The following is a 21117-nucleotide window of genomic DNA, read 5'->3' as shown; positions in this document are numbered from 1 at the left end:
TATGGCATTTGAAGGATTAGCCGACCGACTTCAACAGACGATGCAAAAAATCCGCGGCAAAGGAAAAGTTTCTGAAGCCGATGTGAAAGAAATGATGAGAGAAGTTCGTCTAGCTCTTTTAGAAGCAGACGTTAACTTTAAAGTAGTAAAAGATTTTGTAAAGCGTGTGTCTGAACGTGCTGTCGGACAAGATGTAATGAAAAGTTTGACACCTGGACAACAAGTAATTAAAGTTGTACAGGAAGAACTTACAGAACTTATGGGCGGAGAGCAAAGCAAAATTGCTGTTGCTAATAAGCCACCGACTGTTATTATGATGGTTGGTCTGCAAGGTGCAGGTAAAACAACGACGACAGGTAAGCTTGCGAATTTGCTTCGTAAAAAGCATAATCGTAAACCTATGCTTGTTGCGGCGGATATTTACCGTCCTGCAGCGATTAAACAGCTTGAAACATTAGGGAAGCAATTGGACATGCCTGTATTCTCTTTAGGAGATCAAGTAAGTCCTGTTGAAATTGCGAAACAAGCGATTGCAAAAGCAAAAGAAGATCATCACGATTATGTTTTAATTGATACAGCAGGTCGCCTGCATATTGATGAAGAACTAATGGATGAATTAGCGAAAGTGAAAGAAGTTGCGAAACCGGATGAAATTTTCCTTGTTGTCGATGCGATGACAGGACAAGACGCGGTTAATGTTGCACAAAGTTTCCATGAACAGTTAGGTTTAACTGGGGTTGTATTAACAAAACTAGATGGTGATACGCGCGGTGGTGCGGCATTATCTATTAAAGCTGTTACAAATACACCAATTAAATTTGCTGGTATGGGTGAAAAACTAGATGCACTTGAAGCGTTCCATCCAGAACGTATGGCATCCCGTATTTTAGGGATGGGAGACGTCTTAACGTTAATTGAAAAAGCGCAAGCTACAGTTGATGAAGAGAAAGCAAAAGAACTTGAGCAAAAAATGCGTACACTTTCGTTTACGCTTGACGATTTCCTAGAACAACTTGGACAAGTGCGTCAACTTGGACCGCTTGATGAATTGTTAGGAATGCTTCCTGGTGCAAATAAAATTAAAGGGCTGAAAAATGCACAAGTTGATGAAAAACAAATTGGGCATATTGAGGCAATTATTCGTTCTATGACTAAATTAGAGCGAGAACAACCGGAAATAATCAATGCTAGTCGCAAAAAGCGCATTGCCAAAGGTAGCGGTACAACGGTACAAGAAATCAATCGTTTAATCAAGCAATTTGATGATATGAAAAAGATGATGAAAACGATGACTGGAATGCAAAAAGGTAAGAAAAAAGGACTAGGTGGATTGAAGTTTCCATTCATGTAAGGAAAAAAGATGGCTCTGTTAAGAAAAAATACTTTACAAAGCAATAGTCTTTTTGCTAATATAATTATCTGTGTGAAATAAATTCGGAGGTGCTTTATAAATGGCAGTTAAAATTCGTTTAAAACGTATGGGAGCTAAAAAAACTCCTTTCTATCGTGTAGTTGTTGCAGATTCTCGTTCTCCTCGTGACGGACGTTTCATTGAGGAAATCGGTACTTACAATCCGGTTGCTCAACCAGCTGAAGTTAAGATCAACGAAGAAGCAGCATTAAAATGGTTAGGAAATGGTGCTAAACCATCTGATACAGTTCGTAACTTATTCTCTAACCAAGGTATCATGGAGAAATTCCACTTATCTAAACAAGGTAAGTAATTGAGGCAATGACTATGAAGAAGTTAGTCGAGACGATTGTCAAGCCTCTTGTCGATTATCCTGAAGATGTAAAAGTTACACAGGAACTTTACAACGGAGAGATAAAGTATCGATTAACTGTACATCCTGAGGATGTTGGAAAAGTCATTGGAAAGCAAGGCAAAGTTGCGAAAGCAATTCGAATGCTCTTGTATTCAGTGGGACATCATAATGATGAAAAAGTAACACTGGAAATTCAATAAACGTAAAAAGGGCGAGGAGTTATTTCCTCTCCCTTTTTTAACATTTAAAGAGAAGTTGCATGTTCCATATGTGAAATGGGGATGCTTAATTTATATAGAAACCAGGGGTGAAATACTATTTATGACAAAATGGTTTAATGTAGGGAAAATTGTAAATACTCATGGCGTAAGAGGAGAAATTCGTGTAGTTTCTCGTACTGATTTTCCAGAAGAGCGATATAAAGTAGGAAATACATTATACATATCGAATGAAAAAGGTGGAGAGCCTTTCCCAGTAAAGATTACTTCTCATCGTCAACATAAAACATTTGATTTATTGACATTTGAAGGATATGGGAATGTAAATGAAGTAGAACAGTTTAAAGGATCTCTTTTAAAAGTGCCTGAAGATCAATTAGGCGAACTAGCTGAAGGTGAATACTACTATCATGAAATTATTGGTTGCAACGTTGTAACGGAAGAAGGAGAAGCGTTAGGGACAATAAAAGAAATTTTATCTCCCGGTGCAAATGATGTTTGGGTTATTAAAAGTCCAAAAGGTCAAGATCTGTTAATTCCTTATATTGATGATGTTGTACTTCAAGTTAACATTGAGAATAAATTAGTAACCATTCATGTAATGGAAGGGCTGCTATAATGAAAATTGACATTTTAACATTGTTTCCAGATATGTTTACAGGTGTGTTTGGATCTTCAATTTTAAAGAAAGCACAAGAAAAAGAAGCGGTAGAGCTTCGTGTTGTCAATTTCCGCGACTATACAACGAGTAAGCATAATAGTGTAGATGATTATCCGTATGGTGGTGGTGCTGGGATGGTATTAACCCCTCAGCCTATCTTTGATGCAGTGGAAAAGTTAACGAAGGAAACAGAACGTAAACCGAGAGTTGTCTTAATGTGTCCACAAGGAGAGCGTTTTACGCAAAAGAAAGCAGAAGAGCTTGCTGAAGAAGAGCATGTTATTTTTGTGTGTGGTCATTATGAAGGGTACGACGAACGAATTCGTGAACATCTCGTAACAGATGAAATTTCTATCGGCGACTACGTATTAACAGGTGGAGAGTTAGCCTCTATGGTTATAACTGATAGTGTCGTACGTCTCTTGCCAGGAGTACTAGGAAATCATGCTTCACAAGTCGAGGATTCGTTTAGTACAGGTTTATTAGAGCATCCTCATTATACACGTCCAGCTGATTTTCGTGGTATGAAAGTGCCCGATGTATTAATGTCAGGAAATCATAAAAATATTGATGAGTGGCGACATAAAGAATCGTTGCGTCGTACGTACACGCGTAGACCGGATTTACTAGAAGAACGAGAATTGTCTAAGCAAGAAAAGAAGTGGCTAGAACAGATTAAAGAAGGTAAATAAGGGCTTGATATATTTTCTATTGCAACAGTCCTAGCAATATGCTATTATAACACTTGTGCTGCTGAAATCAGTGGCCGTATTAACGATGTTCCGCTGTAATTTATTAAGACTTTATAAGAGCATCTGTTTAAAGGAGAGAATTTAATATGCAACAATTAATCGCAGAAATTACAAAAGGCCAATTAAAAACTGACCTTCCTTCATTCCGTCCTGGAGACACTTTACGTGTACACGTAAAAGTAGTTGAGGGAACTCGTGAAAGAATTCAGCTTTTCGAAGGTGTTGTAATTAAACGTCGTGGTGGCGGAATCAGTGAAACATTCACAGTTCGTAAGATTTCTTACGGTGTAGGTGTTGAGCGTACATTCCCAGTTCACACGCCAAGAATCGCGAAAATCGAAGTACTTCGCCGTGGTAAAGTACGTCGTGCTAAGTTATACTACTTACGTAACCTTCGCGGTAAAAAAGCACGTATTAAAGAAATTCGATAAGACATGTATGGGAGCTTGTAAATGCACAAGCTCCCTTTTTCCAATCTATATAAAATTTTGATATAATACGAGCAGCTTACATAATCGTGTGGAGGAGAAAAGCATGAAGAAAGAAAAAAGTTCACTTTGGGAATGGATCAAGGCAATTTTGATTGCTGTTGTATTAGCGGGTGTTATTAGACAGTTTTTCTTTGCGCCAATTCTCGTAGATGGAGTATCGATGGCATCTACTTTACATGATCGCGATCGAATGATTGTCAATAAAATTGGTTATCACATAGGAGACCCGAAACGATTTGATATTATTGTATTCCGAGCAACGGAAGATAAGGATTATATTAAGCGTATTATCGGCCTTCCAGGCGATGAAATAGAGTATCGTAATGATAAACTGTATGTAAACGGAAAGGCTTATGAGGAGCCGTATTTAGACAAGCAGAAAAAGCAACTTGCTGATGGACCGCTTACATATGATTTTACTCTTGAAGAAATGACAGGGAAGAAAACTGTTCCAGAAGGTCAGTTATTTGTTTTAGGTGATAATCGTCGTTTTAGTAAAGATAGCCGTTCGATTGGTACAATTTCAATGGACCAAGTAATCGGAAAAGCAAATATACTATATTGGCCGTTAAAAGACGCTCGTATTGTGAAATAAAAGAAAAAGAAGGTGGCAACATGGTAATTCAATGGTTCCCGGGCCATATGGCAAAGGCTAGACGCCAAGTAACAGAAAAATTAAAGTTAATTGATGTTGTAATTGAGCTTGTAGATGCTCGATTACCTTTATCTTCTCGAAATCCGATGATTGATGAGATTATTACACATAAACCGAGGCTTGTTGTTTTAAATAAAGCAGATATGGCAGATGATCGTTTAACAAAGCAATGGATCGCATATTTTAAAGAAAACGGCCATATGGCAATTTCAATTAACGCACAAGCTGGACAAGGTATGAAAGAAATTGCAGCGGCTTGTAAAGTGTTAGTGAAAGAGAAATTTGATAAAATGGTTGCAAAAGGTATTAGACCGAGAGCGATTCGTGCATTAATCGTAGGTATACCGAATGTTGGTAAATCTACGTTAATTAATAAATTAGCAAAGAAAAATATTGCTAAAACAGGAGATCGTCCTGGTGTGACAACAGCTCAACAATGGATTAAAGTTGGGAAAGAAATGGAACTGTTAGATACACCTGGTATTTTATGGCCTAAATTTGAAGATCAATTAGTGGGTCTTCGATTAGCGACAACAGGCGCAATTAAAGATTCAATTTTAAATTTGCAAGATGTTGCTGTTTACGCACTACGTTTTATGGAGAAACATTATCCAGAACGTTTGAAAGAGCGATATAATTTAAATGAGATTCCAGAAGATATTGTGGAGTTATTCGATGCAATTGGAAAAAATAGAGGCTGTTTAATGGGCGGCGGAATGATTGATTATGATAAAACATCTGAACTTGTACTTCGTGAGCTTCGTGGTGGGAAACTTGGAAAAATGACGTTCGAAACACCAGAAGAGTTTGCAGAGCAAACAGAAGATGTAGAAAAAGTAGAAGAAGTATAAGACGTGCGTTTGTACGTCTTTTCTTTTTTGTATATAAAGGGAGTGGCAGGAATGCAAAAAGTGACGATTCAAGAAGCAGAACATTTACTGCAAGAAATTATAAGTGAAGAGGACGACCGTTTTCAAACTTTAATGAAAGATGAGCGAAAAGGGGTGCAAAAGCTCATTTTAAAGTGGTATAAACAAAAAGAGTTAGCGCAAAAGGAAAAAGAAAAATTTTTAGAAATGTCTAAGTATGAAAATGCGTTACGTGAAAAAGGTCTCACATATATCGCAGGTATAGATGAAGTAGGTCGTGGACCGCTAGCTGGGCCTGTTGTGACGGCAGCTGTTGTCCTTCCGGAAGATTTTTATATTCCAGGGTTAAATGATTCGAAAAAGCTGAGTGAGGCGAAGCGAGAGCGTTTTTATGATGAGATTAAAACACAAGCAATTGCCATTGGAGTTGGAATTGTATCACCGCAAGTGATTGATGAGATAAACATTTATCAAGCGACGAAACAAGCGATGTTAGATGCTGTTGCGAATTTAGCTTGTACACCAGAATATTTATTAATTGATGCGATGAAACTCCCTACACCAATTCCGCAAACATCCATCATTAAAGGTGATGCAAAAAGTATTTCTATTTCAGCTGCATCTATTATTGCGAAAGTAACGAGAGATCGTATGATGAAAGAGCTTGGAGAAAAGTATCCTGCATATGGATTTGAACAACATATGGGATACGGAACAAAACAACATTTAGAAGCGATTGAAGCGCATGGAATATTAGAAGAACATCGAAAATCGTTTGCACCAATTAAAGATATGATTCAAAAATAAGCTGTGTTTTCGCAGCTTATTTTTTATTTTGACATATAAACATTACTATTTTCAAAAAAGAATAAAGCGATTTCAGTTTTCTGACACTTTATTGTAGACAGCGTGCCAATCATCTTATACAATGGCAATGTAATGTTTTTTAAACATTAAAAAACTTTTCGAGTAAAACAGGAAAACAGGGGAGGATGGGACCATGAATATCCATGAGTACCAAGGTAAGGCAGTCCTTAGAAGCTATGGGGTTAGCGTTCCGAACGGGAAGGTTGCATTTACAGTAGAAGAAGCTGTAGAAGCAGCAAAAGAATTAGGAACGGATGTATGTGTAGTAAAAGCACAAATTCACGCTGGTGGACGCGGCAAAGCTGGCGGAGTAAAAGTTGCAAAAAATTTAGATGAAGTTCGTACATATGCAGAGAGCATTTTAGGAACTACACTTGTGACACATCAAACAGGTCCTGAAGGTAAGGAAGTAAAACGCTTACTTATCGAAGAAGGTTGCGATATTAAAAAAGAATATTATGTAGGTCTTGTATTAGACCGTGCAACTTCTCAAGTTGTTTTAATGGCGTCTGAAGAAGGCGGAACAGAAATTGAAGAAGTAGCAGAGCAAACACCTGAAAAAATCTTTAAAGAATATATCGATCCAGCAGTAGGCTTACAAGGCTTCCAAGCACGCCGAATCGCATTTAACATCAATATTCCAAAAGAGCTTGTAGGACAAGCTGTGAAGTTTATGATGGGCTTATACCGTGCATTTATCGAAAAAGATTGCTCTATCGCAGAGATTAATCCACTTGTAACAACAGGTGACGGTAAAGTTATGGCATTAGATGCGAAATTAAACTTTGATTCTAATGCTTTATATCGCCATAAAGATATTTTAGAACTTCGCGATCTTGATGAAGAAGATGCAAAAGAGATTGAAGCTTCTAAATATGACTTAAACTACATTCCTTTAGATGGAAATATCGGTTGTATGGTTAATGGTGCAGGATTAGCAATGGCTACAATGGATATCATTAAACATTATCATGGCGACCCAGCTAACTTCTTAGATGTTGGTGGCGGTGCAACAGCTGAAAAAGTTACAGAAGCATTCAAAATTATCCTTTCTGATAAAAATGTAAAAGGTATCTTCGTTAACATTTTTGGTGGCATTATGAAGTGTGATGTTATCGCAGAAGGTGTTATTGAAGCAACGAAACAAGTAGGTCTTGAATTACCTTTAGTTGTACGTCTTGAAGGTACAAACGTAGAGTTAGGTAAGAAAATTTTAAATGAGTCTGGTTTAAATATTGTTGCAGCAGAATCTATGGCAGACGGTGCACAAAAAATTGTTTCACTAGTGGGCTAATAGAAAGCGGGGGAGAAAAATGAGCGTATTAGTTAATAAAGATACAAAAGTTATTGTTCAAGGTATTACAGGTTCTCAAGGGTTATTCCACACAAAACAAATGATTGAATACGGTACGAAAATTGTCGGTGGTGTAACGCCAGGTAAAGGTGGCACTGATATTGAAGGTGTACCAGTATTTGATACTGTAGAAGATGCAGTGAAAGCAACAGGCGCAAACGCTTCAGTTGTATACGTTCCACCCGCTTTTGCGGCTGATGCAATTATGGAAGCAGTTGATGCAGAAATTGATTTAGTAGTATGTATTACTGAAGGGATTCCTGTATTAGATATGGTAAACGTAAAGAGATATATGGCTGGTAAACATACACGTTTACTTGGACCAAACTGCCCAGGTGTTATCACGCCTGATGAATGTAAAATCGGTATTATGCCAGGATACATTCATAAAAAAGGTCATGTAGGTATCGTATCTCGCTCTGGTACATTAACGTATGAGGCTGTACATCAGTTAACACAAGAAGGTATTGGTCAATCTACGGCTGTAGGTATCGGCGGAGACCCTGTTAACGGTACAGACTTTATTGATGCGTTAAAAGCATTTAATGAAGATGAAGAAACACATGCTGTAATTATGATTGGTGAAATCGGTGGTACAGCGGAAGAAGAGGCAGCTGAATGGGTGAAAGCTAATATGACAAAACCTGTTGTAGGCTTCATTGGCGGCCAAACAGCGCCTGCTGGCAAACGTATGGGCCATGCTGGTGCAATCATTTCTGGTGGTAAAGGAACTGCTGCAGAAAAGATTAAAACGATGGAAGCTTGTGGTATTAAAGTAGCGGAAACTCCAGCAGTTATGGGTGAAACGCTAATCTCTGTCTTAAAAGAAAAAGGTCTATTTGAGACTTGTAAAAACTACTAATCTTTTGAAAGACACCTTCTTGTTTGAGGGTGTCTTTTTACACACTTATTGTTTACATAATAAAAATTATGGGTAAGGAGAATTGTAATGAAAAGAGAACGATTATTGCATCTTCACTACTTATTAGCGGATCATTGGAAAGCGATTGAGAAGCTATTATACGTCGATCCAGAATTGAAGGGAATATACGCTTTTAATGCAAAACAAATGGAATACTACACCGGAATATCCTCGAAAAAATCTTCAGAATTAGTAAAATTTCTTCAAAGTTCAAATCTCCCGCAATATATATCTTATTTAGAGAAAAATCGAATCTTTTACATGACTATATGGGATGAAGATTATCCCCAATTATTACGTGAAATACAAGATCCCCCCTTTGTATTATATGGAAAAGGAGAGAAGGATTTCCTCAATAAAACGAACAAATTAGCGGTTGTCGGAACGAGAGAACCGACTTTATATGGACATGAGAGTTTACAATTTATTTTACATCCATTATTAGAAATGGAATGGCTTATTGTCAGTGGGTTTGCAAGAGGGATAGATACGATGTCCCATGAAATTACAGTAAGACGGCATTGCCCGACTATAGCGATACTAGGACACGGATTATCGTATATATATCCAAAAGAGAATCGATATTTATATGAAGCTTGGAATGAATATATATTGTTATTAACAGAGTATCCTCCGCACTATGCACCGAAAAAATGGTATTTTCCAAAAAGGAATCGGATTATTAGTGGTATAAGTAAAGGTGTTTTAGTTGTAGAAGCGAAATCGAGAAGCGGAACACTGATTACCGCGGACCTTGCTTTAGAGCAAAATAGAGAGGTATTTGCACTTCCTGGACCTATATTTATAGATAGTGCATCAGGAACAAATCATCTAATTCAACAAGGAGCGAAACTAGTAAGAAATGCAGAAGATATACTAGAAGAGATTTTAAATTAACCTTATATTTTTATGTTTTTATTAAACAATTATTGACAAATGGTAGATAGGCACTGTATGGTATATTCATTCTTGATTGACAAAAACAAGAGAAATCAATAAGATTAATGAAGACTTGAATCCACCTCTTAAGGAGGCACTAGCATGTCAGATTACCTCGTAATCGTGGAGTCGCCTTCTAAGGCGAAGACCATTGAGAAATATTTAGGGAAAAAATACAAAGTTGTCGCGTCTATGGGACACGTTCGCGATTTACCTAAAAGCCAAATGGGGATAGAAGTAAAGAATAACTTCACCCCGAAGTATATTACCATTCGTGGTAAAGGTCCCGTCTTAAAAGATTTAAAATCAGCGGCAAAAAAAGCAAAGAAAGTCTATCTCGCGGCCGATCCAGACCGCGAAGGAGAAGCAATTGCTTGGCATTTAGCCAATACGTTAAATGTGGACGTGGAATCAGATTGCCGAGTTGTGTTTAATGAGATTACAAAAGATGCAATCAAAGAATCATTTAAACATCCTCGTGCAATTAATATGGATTTAGTAGATGCACAACAAGCAAGACGTATACTAGATCGTCTTGTTGGTTACAATATTAGTCCTTTATTATGGAAGAAAGTAAAAAAAGGATTAAGTGCAGGGCGCGTACAATCTGTAGCAGTTCGTTTAATTATCGAACGTGAAAGAGAAATTCAAAGTTTTGAGCCTGAAGAATTCTGGACAATTAAGACAGAATTTGTGAAAGGGAAAGACACATTTGAAGCAAGCTTTTACGGTGTAGATGGTGAAAAAGTTCAATTAACGAATGAAACGCAAGTGAATGAAATAATTGAACAGATGAAAGATAATGCGTTCTCAGTTGAAAATGTAGCGCGCAAAGAGCGAAAACGTAATCCTGCATTACCGTTTACAACATCTTCCTTGCAACAAGAGGCAGCGCGTAAGTTAAACATGCGAGCAAAGAAAACGATGATGCTTGCGCAGCAATTGTATGAAGGAATTGATCTTGGAAAACAAGGAACTGTCGGTCTTATTACTTATATGAGAACTGATTCAACACGTATCTCAGAAACAGCTCAAACAGAGGCGCGTACTTTCATTACAGAGGCGTTTGGTACGGAATACATAGGAACAGAAAAGAAGAAAGAAACGAAAAAATCGAACGCGCAAGATGCGCATGAGGCAATTCGTCCTACTTCGGTAATGAGAAAGCCAGAGGAACTAAAGAGTTTCTTAAGTCGTGATCAACTTCGATTGTATAAATTGATTTGGGAGCGATTTGTTGCAAGTCAAATGGCGTCTGCTATAATGGATACTGTGACAGCGAGACTCATTAATAACAATGTTCAGTTCCGTGCAAGTGGATCGGTTGTAAAGTTCCCAGGATTTATGAAAGTGTATGTAGAGTCGAAAGATGACGGTGCTGAAGAAAAGGATAAGATGTTACCACCTTTAGAAGTAGGGGAAACAGTATTTTCGAAGGATTTAGAACCGAAGCAACACTTTACACAACCGCCGCCGCGCTATACAGAGGCTCGTTTAGTAAGAACACTTGAAGAGCTTGGGATTGGAAGACCATCGACTTACGTACCGACACTTGAAACGATTCAAAAACGTGGATACGTAGGTTTGGATAATAAACGCTTTGTTCCAACTGAACTTGGTGAAATAGTAATTGAACTTATTTTAGAGTTTTTCCCAGAAATTATTAACATTGAATTTACTGCTAACATGGAGCAAAGCCTCGATGAAGTAGAAGAAGGAAATGCGAATTGGGTAAAAATTGTTGATGATTTCTACGTAGGCTTTGAACCGCGTTTAGAAAAAGCGGAAAAAGAAATGCGTGAAGTGGAAATTAAAGATGAACCAGCTGGGGAAGACTGTGAATTATGTGCGCACCCAATGGTCTTTAAAATGGGTAAATACGGGAAATTTATGGCTTGCTCGAATTTCCCAGATTGTCGTAATACAAAACCGATTGTGAAAGAAATCGGTGTTACTTGTCCGAAATGTGATAAAGGTCAAATTATTGAACGTCGTAGTAATAAAAAGAAACGTCTTTTCTATGGTTGCGGTACGTATCCAGAGTGTGACTTTGTATCTTGGGATAAGCCGATTGGCCGTAAATGTCCGAAGTGCGAAGGTATGCTAGTAGAGAAGAAGTTGAAAAAAGGCGTGCAAGTACAATGTATTTCGTGTGATTATGAAGAAGAACAACAAATGTGAGCGTAACTGCTCACATTTTTTTCGGGAAGAAAAGGAAAGGTGATAAATATATGACAACACAAGTAGTAAACGTCATTGGCGCAGGTCTTGCAGGAAGTGAAGCAGCTTACCAAATTGCAAAACGTGGTGTCCAAGTAAGATTATATGAAATGAGACCGGTAAGACAAACGCCAGCTCATCACACAGATAAATTTGCAGAGCTAGTATGTAGTAACTCACTTCGCGCAAACACATTAACAAATGCTGTTGGTGTTATTAAAGAAGAAATGCGCTTAATGGATTCTGTTATTATTCGTGCAGCTGATGAGTGCTCTGTACCAGCAGGAGGAGCTTTAGCTGTAGATCGTCATGAGTTTGCGGCAAAAGTAACGGAATATGTGAAAAACCATCCGAACGTAACTGTGATGAATGAAGAAATCACTGAAATTCCAGAAGGCCCTACTGTTATCGCGACAGGTCCACTTACGTCTCCGGATCTTTCTGCACAATTAAAAGAATTAACAGGTGAAGACTATTTTTATTTCTATGATGCTGCAGCACCGATTGTTGAGAAAGACAGCATTGATATGAATAAAGTGTATTTAAAGTCTCGTTACGATAAAGGTGAAGCGGCATATTTAAACTGCCCAATGACGGAAGAGGAATTTGACCGTTTTTATGAGGCTTTAATCGCTGCTGAAACAGTACCTTTAAAAGAATTTGAAAAAGAAATTTTCTTTGAAGGTTGCATGCCGGTAGAGGTTATGGCAAGTAGAGGAAGACAGACACTAGTATTTGGACCAATGAAGCCTGTTGGGTTAGAAGATCCGAAAACAGGGAAAACGCCATATGCTGTTGTTCAGTTACGTCAAGACGATGCAGCGGGAACGTTATACAATATCGTAGGTTTCCAAACGCATTTAAAGTGGGGACCACAAAAAGAAGTGTTACAGTTGATTCCAGGACTGGAAAACGCAGAGATTGTACGTTATGGTGTAATGCATCGTAATACGTTTATTAATTCACCTAACTTACTTCGTCCAACATACCAATATAAACAACGTGATGATTTATTCTTCGCTGGTCAAATGACTGGAGTAGAGGGATATGTTGAATCGGCGGCTTCAGGATTGCTAGCAGGTATTAACGCTGCTCGACTTGTAAAAGGCGAAGAGCCGGTTGTATTACCGCCTGTAACTGCAATGGGAAGTATGGCGAATTATATTACTGCGACAAACGCGAAAAACTTCCAACCAATGAATGCAAACTTCGGATTGTTTGCACCACTAGAGAAGAAAATTAAGAAAAAAGCAGAACGTAATGAAGCCTATGCAACACGCGCTTTAGAAACGATTCAAAATTTTGTAAATATTTAGTTAAATTTCTTGCAAAGGCTACTAAGTTGTGATACGATTTAGTAGCCTTTATTGAGGTGAATTGTGTGAATGTGAAGAAATTGTTACAATTATTCGTTGGATATTTACAAATTGAAAGAAATTATTCAAAATATACAATTGCAAGTTATCAAAATGATTTAGAACATTTTGTGCAATTTATGGAGCGAGAAGGCATATCCTCTTTTTTAGATATTACATACGCGGATGTTCGTTTGTACTTAACTACGTTGCACGATGAAAAGTTAGCCCGTAAATCTGTCGCAAGAAAAGTATCAAGCTTACGAAGTTTATATCGTTTTTTGATGCGTGAAGGTTATCGGAAGGATAATCCGTTTGCACTTGCGTCACTCCCCAAAAAAGAATTGTCAATCCCAAAGTTTTTATATGCTGAAGAATTAGAGGAATTATTTGAAGTTTCTGACACAGAGACGCCGCTAGGTCAAAGGAATCAAGCTTTATTAGAGTTGATGTATGCGACTGGGATCCGTGTGAGTGAATGTGTCAATTTACAACTTACCGATATTGACTTCGCGGTGGGAACAATTTTAGTTATGGGAAAAGGAAAAAAACAAAGGTATATTCCGTTCGGAAGCTACGCACAAGATGCTTTAATTACTTATATAGAGAACGGGAGAAAACAGTTAGCTCACAAAACTGAAGAACACTCTCATATGGTATTTTTAAATGCGAAAGGCACGCCGCTAACGAGTCGAGGAGTACGCTATGTATTAAACGAACTCATTAAGAAGGCTTCACTGACCATGCGGATAAGTCCCCATATGTTAAGGCATACATTTGCTACACATATGTTAGATGAAGGGGCAGATTTACGTACTGTACAGGAGTTACTCGGTCATGAGAATTTGTCGACGACACAAATTTATACGCATGTCTCTAAAGAAAGATTGCGTTCTGTCTACATGAAGCATCACCCACGGGCATAAATTGCTTTTTAAAGCTATAAAAACATATAAAGGAGTTTTTTCTATGGGAAATTTCCACGCTACAACGATATTTGCAGTTCATCATAATGGAGAATGTGCAATGGCTGGAGATGGCCAAGTGACAATGGGAAATGCTGTTGTAATGAAACATACAGCTCGTAAAGTTCGTAAACTTTTCCAAGGGAAAGTTTTAGCTGGTTTTGCAGGTTCGGTTGCTGACGCATTTACTCTTTTTGAAATGTTTGAAGGGAAGTTAGAAGAGTACAATGGGAACTTACAGCGTGCTGCAGTTGAGATGGCAAAACAATGGCGTGGCGACAAAATGTTACGTCAGCTAGAAGCGATGCTCATTGTCATGGATAAAACAACGATGCTCCTTGTTTCAGGTACAGGAGAAGTGATTGAACCGGATGATGGTATTTTAGCAATTGGATCTGGTGGAAATTATGCGCTTTCTGCAGGTCGTGCTTTAAAGCAATATGCAAGTGAACATTTAACAGCGAAGCAAATTGCGAAAGCGAGTTTAGACATTGCTGGCGATATTTGTGTTTATACAAACCACAATATAATTGTGGAAGAATTGTAGAATCGTAAGGGAGGCATTTTATATGCATTTACATTTTACTCCGCGTCAAATTGTGGAAAAATTAGATCAATACATTATCGGTCAAAAAGATGCGAAGAAAGCGGTTGCTGTAGCTTTAAGAAATCGATACCGCCGAAGTAAATTAGCTGAAAATCTACGTGATGAAATTGCGCCTAAAAATATTTTAATGATTGGACCGACAGGTGTTGGTAAAACAGAGGTAGCACGACGAATGGCGAAACTCGTTGGAGCACCTTTTATTAAGGTTGAAGCTACGAAATTTACAGAAGTTGGATATGTAGGTAGAGATGTAGAATCGATGGTACGTGACCTTGTGGAAACGTCGGTTCGCATCGTGAAAGAAGAAATGGTAGTTAAAGTGCAAGACAAAGCAGAGGAACAAGCGAATCAACGTCTTGTTGAAATTTTAGTACCAAGTCCAGAGAAACAATCTGGATTTAAAAACCCATTAGAAATGTTATTTGGTGGTGCTCAAAATTCGAATCAAACAACTGATGCACAAGAAGATGTGGAAATCGAAAAGAAACGTCAAGATGTGGAAAGAAAGCTTGCTGCAGGACTTCTTGAAGATGAAATTGTATCGATTGAAGTGACTGAGCAACAGTCTTCTATGTTCGATATGTTACAAGGAACTGGCATGGAACAAATGGGAATGAATTTCCAAGATGCGTTAGGAAGTTTTATGCCGAAAAAAACAAAAAAACGTAAACTTTCTGTAAAAGAAGCAAGAAAACTCTTGACAAATGAGGAAGCACAGCGCTTAATTGATATGGATGAAGTTACACAAGAGGCTGTTTATCGTGCTGAACAGCTCGGGATTATTTTTATCGATGAAATTGACAAAATTGCTGGTAAGCAGTCGAATAGCGTAGATGTATCACGTGAAGGTGTGCAACGTGACATTCTGCCGATTGTAGAAGGGTCGAATGTTGCGACAAAATACGGATCAGTAAAAACGGATTATATTTTATTCGTTGCAGCTGGAGCGTTTCATATGTCTAAACCGTCGGATTTAATTCCGGAATTACAAGGGAGATTTCCGATTCGAGTAGAATTAACAAAATTATCGACTGATGATTTTGTTAAAATATTAATCGAGCCTGACAATGCGTTAATTAAACAATATATGGCTTTATTAGCGACTGAAGGTATAGAAATTGAATTTTCAGACGAAGCTATTCGTAAGATTGCTGAGATTGCTTATCAAGTTAATCAGGATACAGATAACATTGGAGCAAGAAGACTTCATACGATTATGGAGAAGCTCCTTGAAGATTTATCGTTTGAAGCATCTGAAATTACGTTAGAGAAAATAACGATAACACCTCAATACGTTGAGGAGAAATTAGCAACGATTGCTAAGAATAAAGATGTGAGCCAGTTTATTTTGTAATAGTGTCATCAGGTGACTCGCCCTAGTTTCCAAGTGATGAAAAAATATGTGAGTAACATGTAGGAGGAACTTTTGAAATGGAATTATTAGCAAAAACAAGAAAATTAAATGCGTTATTACAGAGCGCAGCAGGAAAGCCTGTAAACTTTAGAGAAATGTCTGACACAATGTGTGAAGTAATCGAAGCGAACGTATTCGTAGTAAGCCGTCGTGGTAAATTACTAGGTTATGCAATTCACCAACAAATTGAGAATGAGCGTATGAAACAAATGCTTGCAGAGCGTCAATTCCCAGAAGAGTATACACAAAGCTTATTCAACATTACAGAAACATCTTCAAACTTAGATGTAAATAGTGCTTACACAGCATTCCCAGTAGAAAATAAAGAATTATTCGGTCAAGGTTTAACTACAATCGTACCAATCGTTGGTGGCGGTGAGCGTCTAGGTACACTAGTGTTAGCTCGTCTTGGTCAAGAGTTCTTAGACGATGATTTAATTCTTGCTGAGTACAGCTCAACTGTTGTAGGTATGGAAATTTTACGTGAAAAAGCGGAAGAAATCGAAGAAGAAGCACGTAGTAAAGCTGTTGTTCAAATGGCGATCAGCTCATTATCTTACAGTGAGTTAGAAGCAATTGAGCACATCTTCGAAGAATTAAATGGAACAGAAGGTTTACTTGTTGCAAGTAAAATCGCTGACCGCGTAGGAATTACTCGTTCTGTAATCGTAAATGCACTTCGTAAATTAGAGAGTGCTGGTGTAATTGAGTCGCGTTCTTTAGGTATGAAAGGAACATACATTAAAGTATTAAACGACAAATTCTTACATGAACTTGCTAAATTAAAAACAAACTAATTTATAAAACTCTCCTCATTTTTTGAGGGGAGTTTTTTGTGTATAAAAGAGTGCTTTTGGTTGAAAATAGCGTCATAATCGTGTTTTTTGGAAAAGCTATGAATTGAATTTCGCTTTTTTGCTTAAAAGAAATACAGGTTGGTAATACTAGAATTCGAGTATGAACAAAGAAAGTTTTACATTGTTCGCATTTTCAACTTGCTTGTAATATTTCAGTATGATATAGTAAGCAGTGGTGTCAGTACAAAGTACACACGTTTACTGATTTAAGTGTTGGTGCTACGTTTGTAGTTTCGCTTAGAGATGAAGTAAACGGAGGATATCAAAAACCATTTAGGAGGAACTATATTATGTCAGTAATTTCTATGAAGCAATTGCTTGAAGCTGGTGTTCATTTCGGACATCAAACTCGTCGTTGGAACCCAAAAATGAAGCGTTACATTTTCACAGAGCGTAACGGTATCTACATCATCGACTTACAAAAAACTGTGAAAAAAGTTGAGGAAGCTTACAGAACGATGCGCGACATCGCTTCTGAAGGCGGAGACATCTTATTCGTAGGTACTAAAAAACAAGCACAAGAAGCTATTAAAGAAGAAGCAACTCGTGCTGGTATGTACTTCGTTAACCAACGTTGGTTAGGTGGAACTTTAACAAACTTCCAAACAATCCAAAAGCGTATCAAGCGTCTTAAAGACATCGAAAGAATGCAAGAAGATGGTACTTTCGAAGTACTTCCTAAGAAAGAAGTTGTTCAACTTAAAAAAGAGTTAGAGCGTCTTGAGAAATTCTTAGGCGGTATTAAAGATATGAAAGGTCTTCCAAGTGCATTATTCGTAGTAGACCCTCGTAAAGAGCGTATTGCAGTTGCTGAAGCACGCAAATTACACATTCCAATCATCGGTATCGTTGATACAAACTGTGATCCAGACGAAATCGATCACGTTATCCCAGCAAACGATGATGCAATTCGTGCTGTAAAACTTCTTACATCTAAAATGGCAGACGCGATCCTTGAAGCAAAACAAGGTGAAGAAACTGTTACTGCGTAACAAAGTTGGAAAGGTGATAAGGGGTTCGGCCTTTTATCACCTTTTTTAAGGTATAAACACCTTTATTAAAGGTATAAATACATATTTTAGGAGGATGAAAACTATGGCAATCACTGCACAAATGGTAAAAGAATTACGTGAAAAAACTGGCGCAGGTATGATGGACTGCAAAAAAGCTTTAACAGAAACTAATGGCGACATGGAGAAGGCAATTGACTTCTTACGTGAAAAAGGTATCGCGAAAGCTGCTAAAAAAGCAGACCGCATCGCTGCTGAAGGTTTAACTTTCATCGAAACAAACGGTAACGACGGTTTAATCTTAGAATTAAACTCTGAAACTGATTTCGTTGCGAAAAACGAAGGTTTCCAAACATTAATTAAAGAATTAGCTGCTCACTTATTAGCTAACAAACCAGCTAACGTTGAAGAAGCTATGGCTCAAACAATGGAAAACGGCAAAAAAGTAGAAGAGCACATCAACGAAGCAATCGCTAAAATTGGTGAAAAACTTACACTTCGTCGTTTCGAAATCGTAACAAAAACTGATGCAGATGCATTCGGTGCTTACCTACACATGGGTGGACGCATTGGTGTTCTAACAGTTCTTGAAGGTTCTACTGATGAAGCAGCTGCTAAAGATGTTGCAATGCACATCGCTGCAGTTAACCCTAAATACATCGACCGCGATGCTGTAACAGCTGAAGAAGTTGAGCATGAGCGTCAAGTATTAACACAACAAGCATTAAACGAAGGCAAGCCTGAAAAAATCGTTGCAAAAATGGTTGAAGGCCGTCTTGGCAAATTCTTTGAAGAAATTTGCTTACTTGACCAAGCATTCGTTAAAAACCCTGATATGAAAGTTCGTCAGTTCGTTGAGTCTAAAGGCGGAACATTAAAAGGATTCGTTCGCTACGCTGTTGGTGAAGGTATCGAAAAACGCGAAGACAACTTTGCTGAAGAAGTAATGAACCAAGTAAAAGGTAGTAACTAATACAGATTAGGGAACACATTGTGTTCCCTTTTTTAAAATAAAGATGTAAGCAATTGGAGGTTCATTATGAGTAAACCGAAATATAATCGTGTCGTTTTAAAGCTGAGTGGAGAAGCTTTAGCTGGCGAGCAAGGATTTGGAATTAACCCAGCTGTTATTAAATCAGTTGCGGAACAAGTGAAAGAAATTGCAGAACTTGATGTAGAGGTTGCTGTTGTTGTTGGTGGCGGTAACATTTGGCGTGGAAAAATTGGAAGTGAGATGGGCATGGATCGTGCAGGAGCAGATTACATGGGCATGTTAGCGACAGTTATGAATTCATTAGCTCTTCAAGATAGCTTAGAGAACATCGGAATTCAAACTCGCGTACAAACTTCAATCGAAATGCGTCAAGTGGCAGAGCCTTACATTCGTCGTAAAGCAGTTCGTCACTTAGAGAAGAAACGTGTTGTAATCTTTGCAGCAGGTACAGGTAATCCATACTTCTCTACAGATACAACAGCAGCATTACGTGCGGCAGAAATTGAAGCAGACGTAATTTTAATGGCGAAAAACAATGTAGATGGCGTATACAATGCGGACCCATCTATTGATCCAACAGCTACGAAATACGAAACGCTTACTTACTTAGATGTATTAAAAGAAGGTTTAGGTGTAATGGATTCTACAGCTTCTTCTCTATGTATGGATAATGACATTCCATTAATTGTATTCTCAGTTATGGAAAAAGGTAATATTAAACGTGCCGTTTTAGGCGAAAATATCGGAACAGTTGTAAGGGGGAAATAAATATGGGACAACAAGTATTGAAGTCTTCAAATGAAAAAATGGAAAAAGCAGTTGCTGCTTATTCTCGTGAATTAGCAACAGTTCGTGCTGGCCGTGCAAATGCGTCAGTATTAGATAAAGTACAAGTCGATTACTATGGTGCACCAACACCAGTTGTGCAATTAGCGAACATTACAGTTCCAGAAGCACGTTTACTTGTAATTCAACCTTATGATAAAACTTCTATCGGTGATATCGAAAAAGCAATTTTAAAAGCAGATTTAGGCTTAAACCCTTCTAATGACGGAACTGTAATTCGTATTGCATTCCCTGCATTAACTGAAGAGCGTCGTCGTGATCTTGTTAAAGTTGTGAAAAAATATGCTGAAGAAGCAAAAGTTGCTGTTCGTAACGTACGTCGTGACGGTAACGATGATCTTAAGAAGCTTGAAAAAGCTGGCGAGATTACAGAAGATGATTTAAGAGGATATACTGAAGATATCCAAAAAGAAACAGATAAATATATTGCAAAAGTTGACGAAATCGCAAAAAACAAAGAAAAAGAAATCATGGAAGTGTAATAGCGATACTTTCGCAAATATGACCCTCTTCTTAAGGGGGTCTTTTTACACTTTTAGGCATACGTCTGCTTGCTGGAGGGTATGAATGATGTTTAAAAACTTTCCTTTTTTTAAAGGTAAAAAGGACACATCGTTTGATCATCTCGTTGAAGAAGTGAAAAAAGGATACATCCCGGAACATATTGCTATCATTATGGATGGTAATGGAAGATGGGCAAAGAGGAGAGCGATGCCTCGTATTGCGGGACATCATGAAGGCATGCAAGTTGTAAAGAAAATTACAAAATTTGCAAGCAAACTTAATGTGAAAGTATTAACTCTTTATGCTTTTTCAACTGAGAACTGGAAAAGACCGAAAAAGGAAGTTGATTATTTAATGAGGCTTCCGGAAGAATTTTTAGGTACATTTTTACCAGAATTGATTGAAGAGAACGTACAAGTCCGAGTAATAGGGCAACAAGATCGTCTCCCTACGCATACACGCAGAGCGATGGAGAAGGCCATGGAAGATACGAAAGAGAATACGGGATTAATTCTGAATTTCGCGTTAAACTATGGAAGTCGAGATGAAATCGTTTCTGCTGTGCAACATATGATGAAAGATAGTGAGGAAGGGAAAATTCGTGTTGAAGATGTAAGTGAAGAAATGCTTTCTTCCTACTTAATGACGAGTTCTTTACCTGACCCAGAGTTGTTAATCCGTACGAGCGGAGAGCTACGTATTAGTAATTTCATGTTATGGCAAATTGCATATTCGGAATTTTGGTTTACAGATGTGTATTGGCCAGATTTTACCGAGGAACATTTGCTAAATGCGATTACAGACTTTCAACATAGAGGGCGCAGATTCGGAGGCGTGTAGAAAGAGAGGGT

Annotated in this window: 23 protein-coding genes; all 23 read left to right on the top strand. The window is 37.9% G+C overall.

Going from position 1 to position 21117, the window contains the following annotated elements; all coding sequences use genetic code 11:
* Nucleotide 1: 1 nt before the first annotated feature.
* The 23 genes from ffh to uppS all read left to right on the top strand — a co-directional run bounded on the left by ffh (nucleotide 2) and on the right by uppS (nucleotide 21106).
* Nucleotides 2-1351: a signal recognition particle protein gene (ffh, locus tag AC3WVA_RS00700; protein WP_000863461.1), complete on the top strand. Its 1350-nt coding sequence runs from the start codon at nucleotides 2-4 to the stop codon at nucleotides 1349-1351.
* Nucleotides 1352-1451: 100 nt separating this feature from the next.
* Complete coding sequence (gene rpsP, locus AC3WVA_RS00695; protein ID WP_000268750.1) at nucleotides 1452-1724, top strand: 30S ribosomal protein S16; 273 nt, start codon at nucleotides 1452-1454, stop codon at nucleotides 1722-1724.
* 14 nt (nucleotides 1725-1738) lie between these two features.
* The gene (locus AC3WVA_RS00690; RefSeq protein ID WP_048530518.1) at nucleotides 1739-1966 is read left to right on the top strand and encodes a KH domain-containing protein; all 228 of its coding nucleotides are present in this window, start codon (nucleotides 1739-1741) and stop codon (nucleotides 1964-1966) included.
* 121 nt (nucleotides 1967-2087) lie between these two features.
* On the top strand, nucleotides 2088-2603 hold the full coding sequence (rimM, locus tag AC3WVA_RS00685; protein ID WP_492321746.1) for a ribosome maturation factor RimM: 516 nt from the start codon (nucleotides 2088-2090) through the stop codon (nucleotides 2601-2603).
* Nucleotides 2603-3337: a tRNA (guanosine(37)-N1)-methyltransferase TrmD gene (gene trmD, locus AC3WVA_RS00680; protein ID WP_098345011.1), complete on the top strand. Its 735-nt coding sequence runs from the start codon at nucleotides 2603-2605 to the stop codon at nucleotides 3335-3337. The genes rimM and trmD overlap by 1 nt, the downstream gene beginning before the upstream one ends.
* Before the next feature lie 146 nt (nucleotides 3338-3483).
* A complete protein-coding gene (gene rplS, locus AC3WVA_RS00675) occupies nucleotides 3484-3828 on the top strand; it encodes a 50S ribosomal protein L19 (RefSeq protein WP_001186516.1) in 345 nt (114 codons plus the stop codon).
* A gap of 103 nt (nucleotides 3829-3931) precedes the next feature.
* Nucleotides 3932-4483: a signal peptidase I gene (lepB, locus tag AC3WVA_RS00670; RefSeq protein WP_048530509.1), complete on the top strand. Its 552-nt coding sequence runs from the start codon at nucleotides 3932-3934 to the stop codon at nucleotides 4481-4483.
* A 20-nt stretch (nucleotides 4484-4503) separates the two neighbouring features.
* On the top strand, nucleotides 4504-5394 hold the full coding sequence (gene ylqF, locus AC3WVA_RS00665) for a ribosome biogenesis GTPase YlqF (protein ID WP_492321745.1): 891 nt from the start codon (nucleotides 4504-4506) through the stop codon (nucleotides 5392-5394).
* 51 nt (nucleotides 5395-5445) lie between these two features.
* Nucleotides 5446-6219, top strand: a complete 774-nt coding sequence (rnhB, locus tag AC3WVA_RS00660) for a ribonuclease HII (protein ID WP_048530506.1) — start codon at nucleotides 5446-5448, stop codon at nucleotides 6217-6219.
* A 193-nt stretch (nucleotides 6220-6412) separates the two neighbouring features.
* Nucleotides 6413-7573, top strand: coding sequence for an ADP-forming succinate--CoA ligase subunit beta (gene sucC / locus AC3WVA_RS00655; protein ID WP_016086604.1), 1161 nt, complete (start codon nucleotides 6413-6415; stop codon nucleotides 7571-7573).
* Nucleotides 7574-7592: 19 nt separating this feature from the next.
* Nucleotides 7593-8495 carry a succinate--CoA ligase subunit alpha gene (gene sucD, locus AC3WVA_RS00650; protein WP_000115178.1) on the top strand — a complete coding sequence of 301 codons (903 nt, stop codon included), beginning with the start codon at nucleotides 7593-7595 and terminating at the stop codon, nucleotides 8493-8495.
* Nucleotides 8496-8582: 87 nt separating this feature from the next.
* Complete coding sequence (gene dprA, locus AC3WVA_RS00645; protein ID WP_492321744.1) at nucleotides 8583-9452, top strand: DNA-processing protein DprA; 870 nt, start codon at nucleotides 8583-8585, stop codon at nucleotides 9450-9452.
* 144 nt (nucleotides 9453-9596) lie between these two features.
* A complete protein-coding gene (topA, locus tag AC3WVA_RS00640; protein WP_098345013.1) occupies nucleotides 9597-11675 on the top strand; it encodes a type I DNA topoisomerase in 2079 nt (692 codons plus the stop codon).
* A gap of 50 nt (nucleotides 11676-11725) precedes the next feature.
* Nucleotides 11726-13030: an FADH(2)-oxidizing methylenetetrahydrofolate--tRNA-(uracil(54)-C(5))-methyltransferase TrmFO gene (trmFO, locus tag AC3WVA_RS00635; protein ID WP_071716250.1), complete on the top strand. Its 1305-nt coding sequence runs from the start codon at nucleotides 11726-11728 to the stop codon at nucleotides 13028-13030.
* Nucleotides 13031-13095: 65 nt separating this feature from the next.
* On the top strand, nucleotides 13096-13995 hold the full coding sequence (gene xerC, locus AC3WVA_RS00630) for a tyrosine recombinase XerC (protein WP_029439591.1): 900 nt from the start codon (nucleotides 13096-13098) through the stop codon (nucleotides 13993-13995).
* A 43-nt stretch (nucleotides 13996-14038) separates the two neighbouring features.
* On the top strand, nucleotides 14039-14581 hold the full coding sequence (gene hslV, locus AC3WVA_RS00625) for an ATP-dependent protease proteolytic subunit HslV (protein WP_000526271.1): 543 nt from the start codon (nucleotides 14039-14041) through the stop codon (nucleotides 14579-14581).
* Nucleotides 14582-14603: 22 nt separating this feature from the next.
* Nucleotides 14604-15995 (top strand): ATP-dependent protease ATPase subunit HslU, encoded by a 1392-nt coding sequence (hslU, locus tag AC3WVA_RS00620; RefSeq protein ID WP_048530499.1) that lies wholly within the window; start codon nucleotides 14604-14606, stop codon nucleotides 15993-15995.
* Nucleotides 15996-16072: 77 nt separating this feature from the next.
* Nucleotides 16073-16852, top strand: a complete 780-nt coding sequence (gene codY / locus AC3WVA_RS00615; protein WP_000421288.1) for a GTP-sensing pleiotropic transcriptional regulator CodY — start codon at nucleotides 16073-16075, stop codon at nucleotides 16850-16852.
* A gap of 350 nt (nucleotides 16853-17202) precedes the next feature.
* Nucleotides 17203-17904, top strand: coding sequence for a 30S ribosomal protein S2 (rpsB, locus tag AC3WVA_RS00610; RefSeq protein ID WP_433770205.1), 702 nt, complete (start codon nucleotides 17203-17205; stop codon nucleotides 17902-17904).
* 103 nt (nucleotides 17905-18007) lie between these two features.
* A complete protein-coding gene (gene tsf / locus AC3WVA_RS00605; RefSeq protein WP_002194822.1) occupies nucleotides 18008-18895 on the top strand; it encodes a translation elongation factor Ts in 888 nt (295 codons plus the stop codon).
* A gap of 66 nt (nucleotides 18896-18961) precedes the next feature.
* Nucleotides 18962-19684, top strand: a complete 723-nt coding sequence (gene pyrH, locus AC3WVA_RS00600) for a UMP kinase (RefSeq protein ID WP_000042663.1) — start codon at nucleotides 18962-18964, stop codon at nucleotides 19682-19684.
* A gap of 2 nt (nucleotides 19685-19686) precedes the next feature.
* Complete coding sequence (gene frr, locus AC3WVA_RS00595) at nucleotides 19687-20244, top strand: ribosome recycling factor (protein WP_000531501.1); 558 nt, start codon at nucleotides 19687-19689, stop codon at nucleotides 20242-20244.
* Between the two features lie 85 nt (nucleotides 20245-20329).
* Nucleotides 20330-21106, top strand: coding sequence for an undecaprenyl pyrophosphate synthase (gene uppS / locus AC3WVA_RS00590; RefSeq protein ID WP_098345014.1), 777 nt, complete (start codon nucleotides 20330-20332; stop codon nucleotides 21104-21106).
* Nucleotides 21107-21117: the final 11 nt, after the last annotated feature.

This window comes from Bacillus sp. EB106-04-02-XG92 (assembly GCF_058791995.1).
This window is presented reverse-complemented; position numbering and strand designations above follow the sequence as displayed.